Genomic DNA, 19455 nt, shown 5'->3' on the forward strand with positions numbered 1-19455 from the left:
CACCTGTTCGTGCGCGCCCCCGATCTGGGACAGTTCGGGCCGACGCCGTCATCAGTCGGCGCATGATAACATGCCTCGTTTGCTGGATTCGTCCGCCAACGCGAACCCAGGATCCGGTCCTGAGGGTGATCCGAGCCAAGCCAGCCGCGTGCTCGGCAAGTATCAGTTGTTGCGCCTGCTGGCACGCGGCGGCATGGGCGAGGTCTACCTCGCCCGGCTGCCTGGCGAGCTCGGGTTCGAGAAGCTGCTCGTGGTCAAGACGATCCGGCCCGATCTCGCCGCTGATCCCCGCTTCGTCGAGCTGTTTGCGGCAGAGGCCAAGACCGCGGTCGGCCTCAGTCACCCCAACATCACCCCGATCTACGAGCTCGGTCGGGCCGACGACGGCACCTTGTACACGGCGATGGGCTGGGTCGACGGGCCCTCGCTCTCGCTGCTCGGTGAGCGCTTGCGCGAGCTGAACCGCTCACTGCCGCTCGACGCCGCGCTGTTCATCGTGCGCGAGATCCTCGATGGCCTCGCGCACGCGCACAGCCCCGGACGTGACCGGCAGCCGGTCGTGCACCGCGACGTCACGCCCCGCAACGTGCTGGTCGATCGCAGCGGTCGCGTGCAGATCGTCGACTTTGGGATCGCCAAGCCCGCCAACACAGAGGCGGTCGGGGCGATGGGATCGGCGGGCTACATGGCGCCCGAGCAGGCCCGCGGGGAGCTGGTGGATCCCCGCGCAGACGTGTTCAGCGTCGGCTGTGTGCTCTACGAGTTGGTGACCGGCGAGCGAGCGATCGCCAGCGAAGGGGTGTGGATGGTCCCCGAGCTCGACGAGGTCCCCCCGCAGCTGCACCCGCTGCTCGAGCGCGCGCTGGCGATCGACCCGGAGTCGCGGTTCGCCGACGCCGACCGATTCTTGCGGGCGCTCGCGCCGATCCTCGCCGAGCTCGCGCCGGTGTTCGCGACCCGGGACCTCGCCGCGATCCTGCGCGAGCTGTTCCCCGACGACTGGCAGACCGAGGCCCACGATCCCAGCGACGGCTCGCACACCCCGGCGACCCAGATCACGGGTGCCGTCAAGACCTTCGCCACGCGCCTGCGCCCAACCACCACCCCCGAGCTTGGGACGGATCCCGAGCTTGGCCTCGCTCGCGCGGTGTCGCTCGCCTTGGCCGTCGACCCTCCGCCACTCCACGACGCCACGTCTGGCCAGGCCAACCGTCCACCACCCAACGACGCCAAGCCTGGCCAGGCCGTGCCGCTCGCGGTGGATGCTGACGGCGAGCCCCCCCGTCGCCGAGCCGCGCTGTGGTCATGGCCGGCCGTCGTCGTCGTGCTTGGATCGGTTGGGCTCATCGTGCAGCTCGCGGGCGCGATCGGCTACGCGGTCGCCCGCTCGGAGCGGTCGACCACGGACCAAGCCGCTGCGTCTGGCCGCCCCGACGGGCTCAAACCCACCGACCCCCAACCGACCGACCCCCAACCCCCAGCCGACGTCGCCCACGATCGGGTCACGCCCGACCTGCCACGCGACTCGGCGCCCGCGCTCGTCCCCGATCCGCCCCCACCGTCCCCGACCACCCTCGCGCTGCGCATCACCCCAGCCAACGCCCGGGTCTGGGTCGATCGACAGGCGCTCGCCGGCCCCCCATTCCTCGTTCAGTTGAGCGGCGACGCCATCCGCGAGCTCGTGGTCGAGCACGACGGTCACCACCCAAAGACGCTCGCGCTCGACCCTCGGGCCCTGCCCCCCGACCCGATCGTCATCACCCTCGCCCCGCTCGCGCTCGCGCAGCTCAGCGTCGTCGCCCCCTCCGTCTCGTGGGCCGAGGTCTGGCTCGACGGCGCCAAGATCGGCACCACGCCGCTCACCGACAAGACCGTGCGCGAGGGTCGACACAAGCTTCAGGTCCGCTGCACCGCGGCGGTGTGCGGCGAGGACCGGATGCTGCTCGAGCGCAACATCCAGCTCCGAGCCGGCCGCGCCACCAAGGTGGCGCTGTGAGGTCTACGGAGCGATCGCGGCCGAGAACAGCTGGCTCAGCTCGGCCGCGGTGTACTTGCGCTTGGTGTCGACCTTCGAGAACACGGTGATGGTCTCGTCGCCGCCGTGCTCGACGACCCGCATCTTGCCGATCTCGAGGTGGGTCCCGCTGACCACCACTTTGGAGATGATCCGATCCATGGGCGAGACCTTCGGCACCAACGTCATCGTCCAGCTGCGGTCCTCGCCGGCCTGAAACTCGATGCGATACAGCGCCTCGAGCCCGCGGCGATCTCCGGCGAAGATCTTGGTGAACGCGTCGACGAACTGCCGCACCGCCGGCTTGCCGTCGAGCTCGATCCGCTCGGTCTTGGTGCCGTCGCCATACTCGATCCCCTTCGCGTCCATGATCACCACCGAGGGGGTGGGCGCGAGCGTCCGGCGGGCGAGCCGACCGTCCGCAAAGTGGAGGACCCCGGTGTCGATCAAGGGCTCGGCGAGCAGACCAAAGTGGCTCTCTTGGCGAAACTCCGCGTAGAGGCCCGGCATCTTGGCGAACCCGGCGAGCAGCTCGTCCACGCTCACGGGCGTGGCGGCCTCGGCGACCGGCGCCTGCAGGCCCGCGGCCACCCCCGCGGCCCCGCCCGCGAGCCACGGCAGCGCGGCGCAGAGCAACAGGCGACGAACGAGCTTCAGCTCGGGTGTGGGCCGTTGGCGGCCAAGAATCCTAGAGGAAGCGATCATGCTGATGAGTCCGTGAATCGTGGGGTTTCGAAGTTCATGTGAACGCCAGCGCGGGGACCCGATCGTGACGCAGCATGTCCAAGACAGCCGCGATGTCGCGGTCCTGCCGACGATCGACGTCGACAAACGCCGCCCGCTCGCGCACCGCGTCGCGCAACGCCAGGCTCTGCGGCCGACATTGGCCGCCGGCCCGCTCGCGCAGATCGACGGCCTGGGCCACAGCCAACAGTAATATTGCGCACACCTGCTCGGTCAGCTCCACGATCCGCAGCGCCTCGCGAGCGGCGATCGTGCCCATGCTGACCTTGTCCTGGTTGTGACATTCGGTGCTGCGGCTGAAGACGCTCGCGGGGATGGTGGTCTTCAAGGCCTCGGCCGCGAGCGCAGACGCGGCGATCTGCATGGCCTTGAACCCGTGATGTGCCGCACTGTCTGGGCCTTGACGACCGTTGAGATTCTCGGGGAGGCCGTTGTTTGTGTGTCCGCTGCACAGCAGAGCGAGCTGCCGGTCGTGCAAGTCGGCGAGGTTGGCGACGACGTTCTTGAGCGCGTCGGCGACGAAGCACGCGTGCCCACCATAGAAATTGCCGCCGTGCAGGGTCTCGCCCGAGCCGGGATCGACCAGCGGGTTGTCGTTGGCGCCGTTGAGCTCGACGACCAGCCACTGGCGCATCCAGGGCAGCGCGTCTAGCAGCACGCCGACCACCTGCGGCGCGCAGCGGATCGAGTAGCGATCTTGGATGCGGCCCTCGAACGCGGGCCCCGGCGTGTACTCCAGGTGGTCCCGAATCACGCGGGCGTAGCGGATCGATCCAGGGTGGGGCTTGGCCGCATAAATGCGCGCGTCAAAGTGGGCTGGGTTGCCGGCCATCGCGTCGCTGGCCGTGGCGGTGATCAAAGCGCTGACCCGGGCCAGTCGCTCGGCGCCCGCGAGCGCCAGGCAGGTCAAGGCGGTCATCACCGAGGTCCCGTTCATGACCGCCAGGCTCTCTTTGGGCGCGAGCCGCAGCGGCTCGAGGCCCAGGCGACCCAACAGCTCCGACGCGGGCAGCAGCTGACCTTGGTAGCTGGTCTCGCGCTCGCCCACGAGCAGCGCGGCGATGTAGCTCAGCGGGGTCAGATCCCCGCTCGCGCCGACCGAGCCCTCGGCGGGGATCCGCGGCAGCGCCCGGTGGTTGAGCAGCTCGCACAGCCGCTCGACCAACACGGGCCGCACGGCCGACCAGCCACCCACGAGCGACGCGATCCGAGCCGCGACGATCGCCGCGGCCTGGGCCTCGTCGAACATCTGGCCGGTCCCGCAGCCGTGGAAGCGCAGCAGGTTGATCGGCAGTTCTGGCACGTGGGCGCCGGGGACCTCGCTCACGCACGACTCGCCGAACCCGGTCGTCACGCCGTAGACCCGGTCACCGGCACGAAGCCGATCCGCGAGCGCCGTGGCGCCAACGCTCAGGCGCTCGCGCAGCCCCGGCGCGAGCTCGACCCGGGCGCCGTGGGTCGCGACCGCGACGATCTCATCGACCCCGATCGGCCCCGCGCCAACGCGAACGACGGCAGGCGTCTCACTGCTGTGGTTGGTGCTCATCTGTCGGCATCTTCCAAAAATCGTAGAAGTTGAACCAATTGTCGGGGGCGGCGCCAGCGTAGTGCTCGAGGCGCTGGGCAAACTGGGCCGCGTAGCGCGTGATCGCCTGGTCTCGGGTCGCGCGCGGCAGCTCGACCTGCTCCGCGAGCAGCTCGCAGCGCAGCAGGTAGCGACGCGGGGCCTCGAAGGTTCCAAACACCATGAGCACCGGGCAGCGCAGCACGCTGGCCATGATGTACGGTCCGCTGGGAAACCGGGCGGGCGCGCCGAAGAACGGCACGGTCGTCGAGCGATCGTTGAGGCCCAGGCGGTCACCGAGCACCGCGACCAGCTCGCCTTCGTCGATCCGCTGCTTAACCTCGAGGATATAGGTCTTGTCCTGTGGGTTGATCTCGATCACACGCACGCGCGATCGCCCGCCGCTGACCTCGTCGAGGAACGCCGCGATCAGCCGGGCGTTGGCGTTGTGCGCGAGGATGTTGATCGGCAGCTGCGCGTCACTTGCGGCCGCGCGCATGACCTCGAAGCTGCCAAAGTGGGCGCCCAGCAAGATCGCGCCGCGGCCGGTGGCCAGCACCTCGCGCATCAGGTGGGTCCCGTGGTGTTCGATCTCGAAGTGATCGAGCTCGCCACGGACCAAGAACACCCGATCCAGCGCGACCTCGGCGAAGCGCAGCAGGTGCCGGTACGCGGTCCAGAAGCTCGAGCGTCCGACGGCCCGCTGGTACCAGCCACGCGACGCCCGGCGCGCGGGACCGGCGAAGATCGTGAAGTAAAAGATGATCACCCGCAGCAAGGCCCGTCCGCCCCGACGCCCGAGCACGCGGGTGACCAGCAGCAGGGCGCGGATGCCCGTTCGCGAGCCACGCTCGCGCCGGGCCAGCCACGCTTCGCTCGCCACCGCCGGGGCTTGGGCCTGATCGCCGACGCCCGGCGACGAAGCTTCGCGGAGCTCGGTCACGGCGAGACCATGGTTCATCCAGCCGCCGCCGTCCACCAAGCGGCTCGCGCTGCGCTGCGGGGCCGGCCGCTCGCGCCGCTCAGCGCCCGCCGATGAACTCGTTCGCGTCGATCTCCAGCGAGCCCGGCCGCGGCTTCCGTCCGCCGAGCAACACCCCCGCCACCACGGCACCTGCGACCGCAACCGCGACCCCAGCCCCGGTTCCCCAGACCCATCCCCGCCGATGCCACGGTCGTCCTGATCCCGGCGCTTGGTCGGCGCCAGAGCCTGGGTCTGGGGTCGGCGCCGTCGCGCCGATCCGATCCGGCCACGCGTCAGCCAGGCTCGAGCTCGACGCGGTGAACGACCCGTCGAGCGCGACGAGGATCCCGTCCGCGAGCGCCTCGCGTCGGCCCACCCAGCGCGGGCCAAACCCCACCCCACAGCGATGCGCCTGCAGCCCGATCTGTTGCTCGCGGCGCTCGGCGAGCAGCAAGACGTCGAGCTCGAGCGCCTCGCACACCGCCTCGATGGTCGGGATCGTCAGCTCGGGCTTGGCAGAGATCCGCTCGGGCGCGTCCGGCAACTCCCACGCTTGCCCGACGCTTCGCCACGCGGCGACGCTCTCGTGGCCGTCGCGACGGACAACCATGAAGTGCGGACCCGGCGGCACCGGCCGCAGCCCCGGCACCCCATCGATCTCGACGAACAGAGTCGATCCAGCGCGATCCGACAGCTGCGGCACGATCCACTCGAGCTCGCGACCCGCCAACATTTTGGCTTGGATCGCGTGGTAGCGGGCGACGAGCTCGGGCGCGGCCTCGCGGACCGACAACTGCGCCTCGGGGTCGATCCGCAGGGCTTCGGCGAGCGCGATCTCGGCGAGCTCCGGCTGCCTGTCCGCCCACGCGAGCTTGGCCGCCAGCAACTGCGCTTCGCGGGCGCTCGCCGCCGCGCCCGGCAGCTCGGGGGTCTGCATGAGCAGGTCGTTGACCCGCACCAGCGCCGCACGGGCGGGCTCGAAGCGCCCCTCGCGATAGGCCGCGTCCGCCTCGTCGAGGTCGCGACGCAGCGCCCGATGATGCTCGCGCACCCCTGCGGGGAGCTCGTGCGAGACCGCGACCCGGGCCCGTTCGAGGGCCTGGTCAGAGATCGCAGCGACCGGCCGAGCGTCGCGCGCAGCCACCAACTCGCGCACGCTCAGCCGCAGCGCGTCGTCTGGCGGCTCCGACCGCTCGGGCCGGACCTGCCAGTGCACCGCGATCGTCGATGGCTGCGGCGGCGCCGGGCCCATCACGATCGTCACGACCAGCGCCAGCGCCCGCACCCGCGCATGGTACCAAGCGGCCGCACCCGCGGCTGCGTCCGAAAACCGAGCACGCGAATCGGGCGGGCTGGGGGTAAAATAGCCATTGGACGCGATGCTGGCCTTGCTGGCATCGTCGGGCGATGGCCGGACCCAAGCTGCGACGACTCGAGCGGCTTCGCATGCAGCGCGGCGACGAACAGCTGCTGGTCCTGCGCGATCCCTTGGAGCTGGCCGAGCCGTTTGCGATCGACGCGAGTCACGAGCCCGTGCTCGACGCGCTCGACGGGCAGCGCAGCTTGGCCCAGGTTCGGCAGTCGCTGCTCATGCGTGGACGTGGCTGCGTCGAGCTCTCGGACCTCCAGCAGTTCGTCCAGGATCTCGGCGACGCCGGGCTGCTGGACGATGATCGGTTTCGAGACGCCTGGGCCGCAGCGCACGAGGCCTTCGTCGACGAAGAGATCCGTGCGCCACGGCGGGCTGGCCTGCTGTACCCCGAAGATCCGGCGGACCTGCGCGCGTGGCTGAGCGACGCGCTCCCTCAAGCGACGCCAGCGGCGCGCCCCCGAGCGGCACTGCACGCCAGCGAGCCCCCCTCCCCGACCTGGCTCCCGGCACCGATCGCGGTCGTCACCCCGCATCAACCACCACCGTCGATCGCCGCGGGCCTGCGACGCCTGCTCTCGAGCCTGCCCGCGCCCGAGCACTACCGCCGGGTCGTCATCCTCGCTACGGATCACACCCCTGGCCTGCTGCCCTACGCCAGCGCCGACAAGGACTGGGCGACCCCGCTCGGGACCGTCGCGTGCGACCTCGAGCTGCTCGCCAAGCTCGACCAACGCGTCCCCTGGTTGCTGCGCGAGCAGACTCGCCTGCGCCTGTCGGATCCGATCGAGTGGGTGACCTTGCTGCTGCGGGCGCTGTGGGGGGATCGCTGTCCACCCGTGTTGCCGATCGCGTGCGGTCAGACCCGCTTGACCACCCAAGACGGGGCGCATGCCGCCCATGAGCTGATCGCCGCGCTCGACGATCTACTCGGCGAGTCGACCCGCGCTGGCGAGGTCTTGGTGTGGGCCACCGCCGAGCTCAGCCACGTCGGGCCCGCCTACGGGCATCAGCAGCTTCCGCCGCGCGACCAGATAGAAGCCGACGATCGCCACGTGCTCGCGGCCTTGCTCGACAACCAGCCCGAACAACTCGCGAAGCGATGCATGGAGCGCCCCGCCGCCAGCCGTCCGAGCGGGAGCGCATGCTTGGTCACCCTCGCCGACCTGCTCCCGGATCGCTATCGGGCCGCGCTCGTCGACTACCAAGCCATCCCTGCCCCCGGTGAACAGCCTGGGTGGATCGGATGCCCGACGATTCGAATTACGAGCTGAGCCCCACTCGAGCTTGGTTGGGCTCAGTTGAGCTTGTGGGGCTCCGCGGCGAACTCGACCGCGCTGGCGCTGCTGTGGCGCTTGAGCATGCGAACGACGTGCTCGGCGGCGGCCTCGGGCGGGACGGGCAGCCGCCCCTCGGCGTCGAGCACGGTGAAGGAGCCCAGACCGTGGACGTAGGCCAACACCGCGATCGCCAGCGTGTTGGGGTCGCCTGGTGAGAACACGCCTTCGGTGATCCCGCGCTCGATCACCCCGGCGTAGAGGCCCCGCATGATCCGGGTGATCTCCTCGAGCTTGTCTCGAAACAGCGGATCCTGGACCGCCATGGCGACCAACAGGTTGTGCAGCTGAACCTCTTCGGGCTCGTCCTGCATGGTCCGCAGGTGGGCTTTGACGAGCTGCCCGACGCTGCGATCCGCGGACTGCTCGCTGATCGTGTCGAAGCTCCAGCGCGCCTCCAAGGACTTCGACAGGTTCTCGAGGATGTCGTGAAACAGCTGCTCTTTGGCGCGATAGTGGAAGTAGACGCCGCCCTTGCTCAGCCCGGCTTCGCGGGCGATGTCCAACAGGCGGGTGGCGGCGTAGCCCCGGCGCACGAAGCATCGCGTCGCCGCTGCGAGGATCTGCTGTTTCCTGTGGTCGTCACTGCGCTGTCTTGTCACGCTTTACCTCCGCAAAAATCGGCAACCCGGAACACGTCAATCAACCTAATGGAAGAGCGGCCCCGTGCCAATAACAAAATCAATATGTAGAATTCTACCCGGCAGATGTTGGATATCACCGTTGCGCATACCCCACACGAGGGCCTGACGCGGGGGGCCACGATCTGAAGATCACCGCCGTTCGATATCGAGCATGTGGCGAAGACGTGGCCTAAGCTCTCGCCTGCGTCCAATCTCGTGAATAGCGGCAACCGGCGAGCGTCGGTCAGCCGAATCTGAGGGCCCCCATGCACCGTAGCCACATACTTGCCGTCCTCCTTGGCGCCAGCCTCGTGCTGCCCGCCTGCTCCGTCTCCGTCAACGTCTCGAAGGGGTCGTCCAGCCCCAGCTCGAGCAAGAAACCCAACTCGGGATCCAAGCCCAACTCCGGCTCCAAGCCCAACTCTGGATCGAAGTCGAACTCTAGCAACCCGTCCTGAGTCTCCGCCGACGCGAGGGCCTCCGCCCCGCTCGACAGCTCACTCGGCCTTGTCGAGCAGCAGCAGCAAGGCCGGGAGCACCAACACGCTGGCGACCAGCGTGCACCCGATGCCGATGACCATGGTCGCCCCGAGCTGAACCATGCCGAGGTGGCGGCCAAGCAACAGGCCAGCGAACCCGACCATCGTCGTCAATGACGACAGCACCACCGCGTTGCCCGTCCCGCGGATGACCTCGTCAATCCGGGCGCGCCCGCCGTGGGTCCGCGCGTTGAGCTCCCAGCGGTGCATCATGTGTACGCCCGCGTCGATGCCGATCCCCAGCGTCAGCGGCAGCACGACGATCGTCGCGACGTTGAGCCGCAGCCCGACGAGCGCAAACACGCCGACCATCCACCCCATCCCGACCAGCACGGGGAACAGCGCCAGCAACGACTTGCGCAGGTTGGCGAAGTCGAGCAGCAAGAGCACGACCACCAGGCACAGCGAGAAGAACGCGGCGCGCTTGAAGCCGTCGAGGATCATCACGTTGTGGTGGTACAGCGAGACGCCCTGCCCCGCCGCTTCTGGGTCGACCGACTCGAGGTCCTCGGTGAAGTGGCGCGCGGCGATGTTGTGATTGGCGCCCGAGGCCACGTCGCCCGCGGGATACACATAAAGTGCGATGCGCTCGCTGCCGTCGCGGGCCACGAAGCGCAGGGCGAACAGCTTGGGAAGATCACCCGGCACCCAAAACCCGCGATCCGCCACAGCTCGCGCCGTGGTCCAAGCGGGGCCAAGCAGCGCGGCCATCTGATCTTCAATCTCGTCGAGGGTCGCCGAAGCCTGCGCGCGCGGAGTGCTCTCTAGCCGCTGCTCGAGCTGCGCGAACGCCTGCTTGGTCTCGAGGATCGGCGCGCTCGCCTTGCTGTCGAGCCCAGCCTGATCGGCCGCGTACACCAGCTCGTCGAGGGCATCGACGATCGCCAGCGCTTGCTTGGCGAGCGCGGCTGGATCGCGCTCGCGGTCGCCCAACTGCTTCCAGTCGGGGTTGCGATCGAGCCCAGCGAAGTCGGCCCGCAGCGCGGCCAACCGCTCGTCAGTCAGCTCCGGCAGCATGTCGGTCGGGCTGTCGACCCGGGCGACGCTCGGCATCGTGCGCAAGCTGTCGGCCCGGCGCCGGGCCTGATCGAGATCCTTGGCGGTGACCCACGCGAACCACGGCGTCATCGCGCCGTCCTTCTCGAGGGTCTGAAGCCCCTTCGTCGACTCCCAGGACTTGGGCAGAAACTCCAAAAACCCGGGGTTGTAGGTGGGCGTGGCCGCGATCCCCATGAGCGACAGGACCAGGGCGCCAAGCACGATCAACAGCGGGGAGCTGCGCGCGGCCCGGGCGAGGAAGCCAATCTCGCCCAGCGGTCGCGGTGGGGTCTCGTGGGCGCTCAGATCCCCGCGCCCAAGCACGACCGGCAACAGCAAGAGCGTGGCGAGCAGCGCAACGACCAACCCGATCGCCGTGATCACCCCCATGCGCCCGTACGAAGTGAACTCCGTGGTCGAGACGGTCAAGAACGCGAGCGCGGTCGTGACGGCGCCGGTCACCACCCCCGGCCCGGCCTTGGACAGCGACGAGAACAACGCCTCGCGGCGGGTCCGGCCCTGGCGCAGATCTTCGTCGTAGCGGGCGAGCAGGTGGACGGAGAAATCGATCCCGAGCCCCATGAGCACCGCGGCGAAGCTCGAGGTGATCGGGTCGAGGGTGTCGAACAACAGATACATGGCGCCGAGGCTCACCAGCGTCCCGACGCCGATCGGCAACAGCGCCACGGTCGCCCGCTTGAACGAGCGAAACCCGACCAAGAGCAGCAAGAAGATGCCCACGCCAGCCGCCGCGCTGGCGCGGACCATGCCGCTCGCCAGGGCCGTCTCTTCGTCGACGACCAGGAACGGCAGGCCGGTCAACGTAATCGAGACCTCGCTGGTCGCGTGGGCGCGGGCCAGCGCGCGCAGGCGCTCCACTGCTGGGCTGAAGTCGCTGACTTCGTCGCCTACGAACGCGGGAAACGCCACGACCAACAGGCGCTGTCCGTCGTTGCTAACGAAGTAGCCCTGCTCGTCGAGGCCGCGTGCGCGCAGCTGTTCGGGGCCAGGGAACGCGCGGGTCGCTGCGCCCGCCCCCGCCGCGTCGTGCTGTGGAACCATCGCCTGCAGCAACGCTTCGGTGTCGACCCCCGGGCCTTCGCCAGCGTCGGCGGCGAGCTTGGCGTCGAGGGCCGTTGCGAGCGCCGCGAGCTGCTTTAGCTGGGCGTCGGCCTTGCCGCGGTCGACCTCGACCTCACCGTCGAGGGCCGCGAGCAGCTGGATCTCGATCAGGCCCAGGATTCCTTCGAGGCCATGCTCGAGCGCCCCGGCGAGGTCGGCGTTGGCGGGCAGGCTTCGGCGAAAATTCGCGAGCTGTCCCGGCGCCTGGACCATGAGTGTCTCGGCGATGTCCTTGGCCTCGAGCCGCGCGAGCACCCGGCCGTGAAACATCTCGTCCTGCTCGAGCGCGCCGGCGAACGCGTCGACCACCGCCCGCCGCTGCTCGGGCGTGGCGCCGGCGATGATCGCCACCGGCGAGTCGTGGTGCCCGAACTCTTGGTAGAAGCTGACGATCCGCCGCTGGTACCAATTGTCACCGTCGACGAGCCCGACCCGGGAGGTCTTGATCGTCAGCTGGCTGGCGAACACCATCCCAACGACAGTTAGCAACGCCAAGACTACGGAGACCGTGACCGGCCACCGGAGACCGAGGCGTCCGAACACGACGAAGAACTTGTCGCGCCGACGATCGAGTCGGTCACGCTGGGACATCCGCATCTGTTAGCGCCAACCAGACCGTAAATGCAAGAGCTGGACATCACTGGGGTGCTCAGACCCGCCCCCATGACGCGCGCGCTCCAACCCCGTCAGCGTGAACACACGTGCGCGGCGACGCTCGCCTTGAAGCAAGCACGCACGCACGCACGCATGGAGCGCGCCGCCCTACGGCCTGCGTCAGCTCCCAGTGTCGTCGAGCTTGGTCGACTTGCGACGCGCGATCTTTTGCATTGGTGCGTCGGGCAACAACGGCTTGGGCGACACTGACTCGAGCTCGACTTCTTCTCGGGTGACGAGCTTGCGCCCGCCCACACCGGCCGCCTTGCGCTTCGTAGTCGCCTTCTTCTTGGTCTTGGTCGTGCTCTGCACCTTGGTCTTGGTGCTCGAGCGCGCGGCCTTCTTCTTGCGACCGGTCTTGGCCTTCGCGCCAGTCTTGGTCGTTGCGCTGACCGTGTTGAGCTGGCGCTTGAGCTCGACGCTTGGCTTGAAGTCCACCGTCTCGCACGCCTCGATGTCCATCGGCTCGAGCGTGCGCGGGTTGACGCCGCGACGGCTCGAGCGCTGCTTCTTGGTGAAGGTCCCGAACTTTGGGTAGGTGAAGCGCGGGCTGGTCGATCGAGTGACGCGCGACCGTACGAAGTAGGCTGACAGCTCGGCAAACGCGAGGTCGAGGATCTTGACGATCACCTTCTTGGTGACCTCGGGCGGCAGGTCACCGCTCCGAGCGCTACGAGCAATTCGATCGATCAGTTCAGCCTTCGTCATGGGCGTGACAGAGCGGGGAGCGAGGCGTCGAAAGGTCGTCGGGTCAACGCGCACGATGCCACTTGCGGCGCGTGCGATCGACCGGGACGAGGCTCGCCACTCTAGGGGCGAGGACTCTGGGAGTCAACATCCTCGCTTGTTGGGCACCTAGATTTTGTCCGCTGTATCGGTTGTATCGGTCGCCGGGTCGGGCGGCGACTGGACTGATTGTGTTCAGCCCGTGCGTGGCTTCTCGCTTCTGCAGACGATGCCCATTCTCGGCTCGGGCGAGGCGTGCGGACGGCTCCGCAGATCGAGACTGTTCGCTGCCCGCAGTGAACCGCTTGGGTTGCGGCCTCGCTTGGTTTTTGGCGCAGCCGTTGGCCCGCGCTTGCAACCCGAGCTGCGATCTTTGCTGACCCGCTCCTAGACCTTTTGTGCACGCGCGAGTGAGACCGCACGCTCGAGATCATCGAGAACTTTTTGGTCTTCGGACTTGATCGCGCCGCCACGATCTGTTTGTGGCCGTGGTCCTCGACCGCCGCTCGCCTTGCGCTCGGTCCTGATCACGTAAGACGGGTGGTAGGTCACCACGACGGGGATCTCGACGCCCGTCTTGGGCTCGCGGTACCGCTGGGGCTGCCCACGCATCTTGTACAGCGGCGCGTCGCCACCAAGCAGCAGACACCCCGCGAACCGACCGAGCGCGACGATGACCTTGGGCTCGATCGCCCTGATCTGCGCGTGCAAGAACGGCGAGCAACGATCGATCTCCATGGGGTGAGGATCACGGTTTCCAGGCGGCCGACACTTGAGGACATTGGCGATGTAGACGCGGTCGCGCCCAAGCCCGAGCTGCGCGAGCCAGCGATCGAGGCGCTGCCCCGCGACCCCGACGAAGGGTTCGCCAAGCCGGTCCTCGTCGGCACCGGGGGCCTCACCCACGAACATCAATTCGGCCTCGGGATCTCCGACCCCGAACACGATATTTTGGCGGGTGGCCGCCAGCGGGCAGCGATGGCAATCGCCAACGTTGCGCTCGCGCAGATAGGCGAGCTTCTTGGCCGCGGGCCACTCTTCGCCCCGCGCGGCGGCGCTAGGTCGCGCGCTCGTGGCTGCTCGCGCCGCGGGACCGCGAGCGGCGGCCGGACCAGGATGCCCCATGTCTCGCGGGACGCTGGGGCCCATGTCTCGCGGGACGTGGGGGCCCGCGTCTCGGGCCACGCTGTGAGGACCTGCGTCTCGGGCCACGCTGTGAGGACCTGGGTCCCGGGCGACGCTGGGCCCCGCGTCCCGGGCGACGCTGCGTGGCTCTGCGTGGCTCGGATATCGCGGCGGGCTCGAGTCCTCACGTGCTGGCGGCGCGGGAGACTGCGCGATCGTGTCGGCGGCGGCGAGTTCGAGATCATGATCTCGATCATCGTCGTCCGCGGTCGTATCCGGCATGTGGGCGGCGCCGACGTAGTGGACGCCTCGGAACTCGCGTAGGTGCTCGAGGTGGCGAGCAAACGCCCGCGCGAGCGCCTCGACCTCGCTCTCGGCGGTGCTCACGATCCCCCCTCGCCCGGCCACCAACGCGCCGCGAGCTGATCGAGCATCCACTCGGCGAGCGCCAGCTTGGGCCGGGGGCCGCCAGCGTCGACGGGCTCGCCACCCTCGGCGAACAGCATGAGCCCCGCGTTGGTCGGGCTGCCAAACCCGACCCCCGGGACCCCGACGCGATTGACGAACAACGCATCACAGCCCTTGCGCTCGAGCTTCGCTTGCCCAAGTCGGCGCAGCTCGGCGCTCACCCGTTCGTCATCGTTGGCGCGAGCTGAGGCATCCACGGTCTGGGCAGCGAACCCCAAAAACCGCGTGCGAGGCTGGTGGCGCGAGGTCAAGGTCGCCAGGATATCGACCTCTGCCCGCCAGCGCATCGCCAAGAACGACTCGAGCACGCGGTCCTTTCCCAGCTTGCCCGGCGAAGGCTCAGCCGGGATCAGATCAGCGACTGCGGCGACCATCGCCACGAGGTCGACGTTTGCGTCCTGAAGCGTGTCTTCGCAGGCTTCGAGCATCTGCGCGCCGGTCTCGACGTCGACCCGTTGAACCCCGGGCGGGGTCTCTAGCGCGACCGGCCCCGCGACCAGCACGACCTCGGCGCCGCGCTCGGCGGCCGCGCGCGCGATCGCAAACCCCATCGCCCCCGTCGACGCGTTGCTGATGAAGCGGACCGGATCGAGGTAGGCACGCGTGGGCCCAGCGGTGACGACCAGCTTGCGACCGGCCCAGCTGGTCCGCGCATCCTGGCTCGCGCGCGATCGAAGATCGGGGTGGGGTTGGCGATCGACGAGCGCCCGCGCAGCCGCGGCGATCGTCGGCGGATCGATCATGCGACCCTCGCCGATCCACCCGCACGCGAGCTCGCCCCGATCTGGACCCACGAACGCAGCTCCGCGCGCGCGCAACAGCTCGAGGTTGGCCTGCGTCGCTGGGTGCGACCACATGTTCGAGTTCATCGCGGGCGCCCACAGCACCGGCGCGCGCGTAGCCAGCAGGATCGTGGTTGCGAGATCGTTGGCGACACCCGCCGCCGCGCGGGCCATGATGTCGGCGGTGGCGGGCGCGACCAACACGAGCTCGGCCCAGTCGGCGATCTCGATGTGACCGACCCGCCCCTCCTCGGCGGCGTCGAGCAAGCTCTGACGGACAGGGCGACCGCTCACGGTCGCAAGCGAGAGCTCGGTACAAAACGCCGACGCGGCCGGCGTGGTCACGACCTGCACCTCACAGCCCACGGCGATCAATTTGCGAACCAGATCCGGGGCCTTGTAGGCCGCGATCCCACCCGCCACGATCAGCACGACCCGAGTGGCTTCAGCTCGGGCGCTCGCGGACGCCTCCTTAGACTGGTTCACTGCGGGCAGCGAAGTCATCGTTCGCAGTGTAGGGGATCCGGCTGGGTTCAGCTCGGGCCCCTCGAGCTGTTGGTGCCGCACACCCCGAGTCCGTTCCGGGTTCGGTCCGGAGCTGAGGAGGCCCAAGGGCGAGGAGCGGCGACGACGCTGTACCGGGCGTACCGCCAGGAGCTGCGACACTGCCGTGTGTCGGGCACACTCGACTGACGAGCGACAAAGCCAGGGGCGTCAGGAACTAGCCTCAAACCATCAAATTCACTGCGGCAGGGTACTAGCCAAGCGGGACGCTGCCGACGACTTCGATCCCGAAGCCCTCGAGCCCGACGATCTTGCGCGGGTTGTCTGTCAGCACGCGGATCGCCTTGACGCCCATGTGCTTGAGCACCTGCGCGCCAAGTCCGAACTCCCGAAATCCCGACTCGCGCGGCCGCAGCCCAGGCGAGGCCGGCGCGCGACCCCGAACACCCTGCAGGTCCAGCGCCTCGGTGACCTCGTGACCGGGACCGCCGAGCACATACAAGAACACGCCGCGGCCCGCTTCGTCGATCCGCGCCAGCGCCGATCGCATCCGCGTCGCCGAGTCGTCGCCAAACCCAAACACGTCGCCGATCAGCTGGGCACGCTGGGCGCGGAGCATGACCGGCGCGCTGTCGTCGATCTCGCCCTTGCTGAGCGTCACGAACCGACTGACGGGGCGGACCAACGATCGATAGCTGCGCATGGTCCAGCCGTCGCTCTCGGCGATGCCCAGGATCTGCGACTCGAACGGCGCGGCGGCGATCTCCTCGATCAAGGACTCCCGCTGCAGCCGATACTCGATCAAGTCGGCGATGCACACGATCGGCAGGCCGTGCTCGCGGCCGAAGGCCTCGAGGTCATCCATGCGCGCCATCTCGCCGTCGTCGCGCATGATCTCGCAGATCACCCCGGCCGCCGAGCAGCCGGCGAGGCGGGATAGATCGACCGAACCTTCGGTGTGACCCGAGCGGACCAAGACCCCGCCCCCCTGGGCGCGCAGCGGGAAGATGTGGCCGGGGCTGACGATGTCTTCCGCGCCGAACTTGGGATCGCACGCGACCCGAATTGTCTCGGCCCGATCACCCGCCGAGATCCCCGTGGTCACGCCGCGCCGGGCCTCGATCGAGACCGTGAACGCGGTGCCCATGCTGCCGGGATCGGTCGGGACCATCATTCGCAGGCCGAGCTGCTCGATCCGATCGGACATCAGCGACAGACAGATCAGCCCGCGCCCATGCTTGGTCATGAAGTTGACGGCGTTGGCGTCGCAGTGCTGCGCTGCGATCACGAGGTCGCCCTCGTTCTCGCGGTCTTCGTCATCGACCATGATGACCATGCCGCCGCGACGCACGACATCGATCGCGTGCTCGACTCGCTCGAAAGGATGAGATTGCTTGATCACGGCTGCACCTGTTCGCTGGAGGGGTTCGATGACTGGGAAAATTGTAAGAGGCGCTCGACGTAGCGCGCGAGCATGTCGACCTCGAGGTTGACCCTGTGCCCCGGCTGGTCCGGCTGGTTTGGTTGGTCACGGTGCTGCTCGATCGAGCGCCCGAGGGTCGTGACCGCCAACGTGTGGGGGATCAGCCCGACCATGAATCCAACCTCGTCGACCTGGTTGACCGTGAGGCTGACGCCATCGACAACGATCGATCCTTTGACGGCGATGTAGCGGCGCAGCGGCTCCGGTGCCCAAAACCAGCACTCCCGGGCGTCCCCGCGGGCCTCGACGCTGCGCAGATGCCCGACGCCGTCGACGTGACCGCTGACGAGGTGGCCACCGAGCGCGTCGCCAAGCCGCAGCGAAGGCTCGAGGTTGACGACCGACCCAGGCTCGAGCGCCCCGAGGGTCGTGACCGCCAAGGTCTCGAACGCCACGTCCGCGGCGAACTGCCCCTCGCTCGACTCAGTCACGGTCAGACAGACCCCAGACACGCACACGCTGGCCCCGATCACGCGGTCAGCTGGCGCGAGCTGGGTCGCGATGACGACGCGTCGGCTCTGGGGGCTGTGGCCAAGTTCGCGGACACAGCCAGTGGTCTGCACCAAACCGGTGAACACCGGCGGGGTATAGCACCCCGGCGCGGGCAGAAAGCACGGTTCGGGCTCAGCTCACACGCGGTGTTTCCGGCCGTAGTTCCAGCCGTAGTTCCAGCCGTAGTTACAGTGGAGCGTAGACACACAGCTGGTCGGCCCCGAGCGTGCGCGTACGCAAGAGCTCGAGCCGCGGCGCGTCGCCGACGCTGGTCCACCCCACGCCCGCGATCGCCGGACGCCCTTCACCAAGCACGAGCGGCGCGCGATACATCCACAGCTCTTGCCACGCGCGCGCGGCCACGAACGCACCGAGCAACCGGCCACCACCCTCGACCATCAGCGAGCGCACGCCCCGGTCGCCGAGCCGGTCGAGCGCGGCCTCGATGTCGACGCCACCGCGAGCGGTCGCGGGCAGCTCGAGCGCCTCGGCGCCCGCCTTGGCCAACGCCGCGCGGGCGCGCTTGGAAGCCCGCTCGGTGTGCAGGTACAAGACCCCAGGCCGCAGCAGCTGGAGCGGACGCCCGGCGCTGGCCACCCGCAGGCGGGGATCGAACACAACCGGATCTGGGCTCACCCCCCGCACCAACCGAACGTCGAGGCCCGGGTCGTCCGCCAGCACCGTCGCGGCGCCGACAGCGATCGCGTGGTGCTGCGCCCGCAGACGGTGACCGCTGCGGCGCGCGGGCGCACCGGTGATCCACTTGCTGTCGCCGCTCGCCGTCGCGATGCAGCCGTCGATCGACGTCGCGCACTTGAGCGTGACGAAGGGTCGGCCCCGGGCGACGTGGTGCAGATAGTGGCGGTGGACCTCGCGGGCCCGCTCGGCGAGCAGCCCGAGCTCGACCGTGACGCCATGATCCTGCAACCGACGAAGCCCTGCGCCGGCCACGTGTGGCGCAGGATCTTCGATCGCCACGACGACGCGCGCGACCCCGGCGCCAAGGATCGCGTCGACGCAAGGCGGCGTGCGGCCGCGGTGGTTGCAAGGCTCGAGCGTCACGTACAGGGTCGCCCCCTTGGCTGCGCGGCCAGCCATGGCCAGCGCGCGGACTTCGGCGTGCGCCCCCCCTGTCACGTCCGACCGCGCCTTGCCCAGCACGCGACCACGCTTGACGACCACGGCGCCCACGCACGGGTTGGGGTAGGTCGCGCCGGTCCCCGAGTTGGCCACGCGCAGCGCCTCGCGCATCCACTGGACGTCGCTCACGATCAGTCCCCTCCAGCGCTCGCTGGGGCCGCGCTGTCAGCCGGCAGGCCGCCGGATGCCGCGTCTTCAGCTTGGTTTTGCGGTGACTTGCGCCTGTGGGGCAGCGGCGTCGATGCCTCGCTCATGCCGTCGTCTGCGTCCGATCCCAGCTCGGGAAACAAGGTCCGCTGCCCTTCGATGTTGACCCGCTCGGCCTTTTGCATCTCTCGCAGGAGGTGCTCGAACTCGTCGATGGTATCGAAGCTGCGGTACACGGAGACGAACCGGACATACGCGACCTGATCGAGCGCGTAGAGATGATGCATGATCCGCTCGCCCAGCGCCTCGGAGCTGAGCTCACGATCGCCTCGCGTCGATGCCCACGTCTCGATCTGCGTGACGATGCGATCGAGCGCGTCGGATGGGATGCCACGCTTGCGACAGGCGATGTCCAAGCCGCGACGGATCTTGCTGCGATCGAATGGTTGGCGCTCACCAGTGCGCTTGAGCACGATCGGTAGGGTCTCGTCGATCCGCTCGCGTGTGGTGAAGCGATGCCCACACTCGTTGCACACCCGCCGCCTGCGGACGCCGTCGCGACTGTCGCGCGAGTCGACCACCTTGGTGTTGCGTCCGCCACAGACCGGGCACTCCACCGT

The 19455-nt window shown here is 68.9% G+C and carries 15 protein-coding genes; 2 read left to right on the forward strand and 13 right to left on the reverse strand.

The window, feature by feature from the left end; all coding sequences use genetic code 11:
• Positions 1-79: 79 nt before the first annotated feature.
• Positions 80-1996 carry a serine/threonine-protein kinase gene (locus DB30_RS07275; RefSeq protein ID WP_205632928.1) on the forward strand — a complete coding sequence of 639 codons (1917 nt, stop codon included), beginning with the start codon at positions 80-82 and terminating at the stop codon, positions 1994-1996.
• Between the two features lie 3 nt (positions 1997-1999).
• Here DB30_RS07275 and DB30_RS07280 read toward each other — a convergent pair whose 3' ends face one another.
• The 4 genes from DB30_RS07280 to DB30_RS07295 all read right to left on the reverse strand — a co-directional run bounded on the left by DB30_RS07280 (position 2000) and on the right by DB30_RS07295 (position 6571).
• On the reverse strand, positions 2000-2719 hold the full coding sequence (locus DB30_RS07280) for an outer membrane lipoprotein carrier protein LolA (protein ID WP_146658218.1): 720 nt from the start codon (positions 2717-2719) through the stop codon (positions 2000-2002).
• A gap of 34 nt (positions 2720-2753) precedes the next feature.
• Positions 2754-4304 carry an HAL/PAL/TAL family ammonia-lyase gene (locus DB30_RS07285; protein ID WP_052547256.1) on the reverse strand — a complete coding sequence of 517 codons (1551 nt, stop codon included), beginning with the start codon at positions 4302-4304 and terminating at the stop codon, positions 2754-2756.
• Complete coding sequence (locus tag DB30_RS07290) at positions 4282-5265, reverse strand: LpxL/LpxP family acyltransferase (RefSeq protein ID WP_165703659.1); 984 nt, start codon at positions 5263-5265, stop codon at positions 4282-4284. Before DB30_RS07290 ends, DB30_RS07285 begins: the two co-directional genes overlap by 23 nt.
• Before the next feature lie 79 nt (positions 5266-5344).
• Positions 5345-6571 (reverse strand): hypothetical protein, encoded by a 1227-nt coding sequence (locus DB30_RS07295; RefSeq protein WP_052547258.1) that lies wholly within the window; start codon positions 6569-6571, stop codon positions 5345-5347.
• 122 nt (positions 6572-6693) lie between these two features.
• On the opposite strand from DB30_RS07295, the gene amrB reads away from it, so the two are divergent.
• Positions 6694-7929: an AmmeMemoRadiSam system protein B gene (gene amrB / locus DB30_RS07300; protein ID WP_052547259.1), complete on the forward strand. Its 1236-nt coding sequence runs from the start codon at positions 6694-6696 to the stop codon at positions 7927-7929.
• Between the two features lie 23 nt (positions 7930-7952).
• On the opposite strand, the gene DB30_RS07305 is transcribed toward amrB, so the two are convergent.
• The 9 genes from DB30_RS07305 to nrdR all read right to left on the reverse strand — a co-directional run bounded on the left by DB30_RS07305 (position 7953) and on the right by nrdR (position 19452).
• Entirely contained in the window at positions 7953-8594 is a 642-nt protein-coding gene (locus DB30_RS07305; protein WP_146658220.1) for a TetR/AcrR family transcriptional regulator, read from the reverse strand.
• Positions 8595-9112: 518 nt separating this feature from the next.
• Positions 9113-11905, reverse strand: a complete 2793-nt coding sequence (locus DB30_RS07310) for an MMPL family transporter (RefSeq protein WP_165703660.1) — start codon at positions 11903-11905, stop codon at positions 9113-9115.
• Positions 11906-12088: 183 nt separating this feature from the next.
• The gene (locus tag DB30_RS07315) at positions 12089-12676 is read right to left on the reverse strand and encodes an HU family DNA-binding protein (protein WP_052547263.1); all 588 of its coding nucleotides are present in this window, start codon (positions 12674-12676) and stop codon (positions 12089-12091) included.
• 405 nt (positions 12677-13081) lie between these two features.
• A complete protein-coding gene (locus tag DB30_RS07320) occupies positions 13082-14206 on the reverse strand; it encodes a uracil-DNA glycosylase (RefSeq protein ID WP_240480182.1) in 1125 nt (374 codons plus the stop codon).
• On the reverse strand, positions 14203-15573 hold the full coding sequence (coaBC, locus tag DB30_RS07325; protein WP_146658221.1) for a bifunctional phosphopantothenoylcysteine decarboxylase/phosphopantothenate--cysteine ligase CoaBC: 1371 nt from the start codon (positions 15571-15573) through the stop codon (positions 14203-14205). Before coaBC ends, DB30_RS07320 begins: the two co-directional genes overlap by 4 nt.
• A gap of 253 nt (positions 15574-15826) precedes the next feature.
• Complete coding sequence (ribB, locus tag DB30_RS07330) at positions 15827-16975, reverse strand: 3,4-dihydroxy-2-butanone-4-phosphate synthase (protein WP_052547266.1); 1149 nt, start codon at positions 16973-16975, stop codon at positions 15827-15829.
• The gene (locus tag DB30_RS07335) at positions 16972-17634 is read right to left on the reverse strand and encodes a riboflavin synthase (protein WP_146658222.1); all 663 of its coding nucleotides are present in this window, start codon (positions 17632-17634) and stop codon (positions 16972-16974) included. Before DB30_RS07335 ends, ribB begins: the two co-directional genes overlap by 4 nt.
• 100 nt (positions 17635-17734) lie before the next feature.
• Positions 17735-18817: a bifunctional diaminohydroxyphosphoribosylaminopyrimidine deaminase/5-amino-6-(5-phosphoribosylamino)uracil reductase RibD gene (gene ribD / locus DB30_RS07340; protein ID WP_052547268.1), complete on the reverse strand. Its 1083-nt coding sequence runs from the start codon at positions 18815-18817 to the stop codon at positions 17735-17737.
• A 2-nt stretch (positions 18818-18819) separates the two neighbouring features.
• Positions 18820-19452: a transcriptional regulator NrdR gene (nrdR, locus tag DB30_RS07345; protein ID WP_052547269.1), complete on the reverse strand. Its 633-nt coding sequence runs from the start codon at positions 19450-19452 to the stop codon at positions 18820-18822.
• Between the last annotated feature and the right edge of the window lie 3 nt (positions 19453-19455).

The sequence above is a fragment of the Enhygromyxa salina genome, assembly GCF_000737335.2.
GTDB lineage: Bacteria > Myxococcota_A > Polyangia > Nannocystales > Nannocystaceae > Plesiocystis > Plesiocystis salina_C.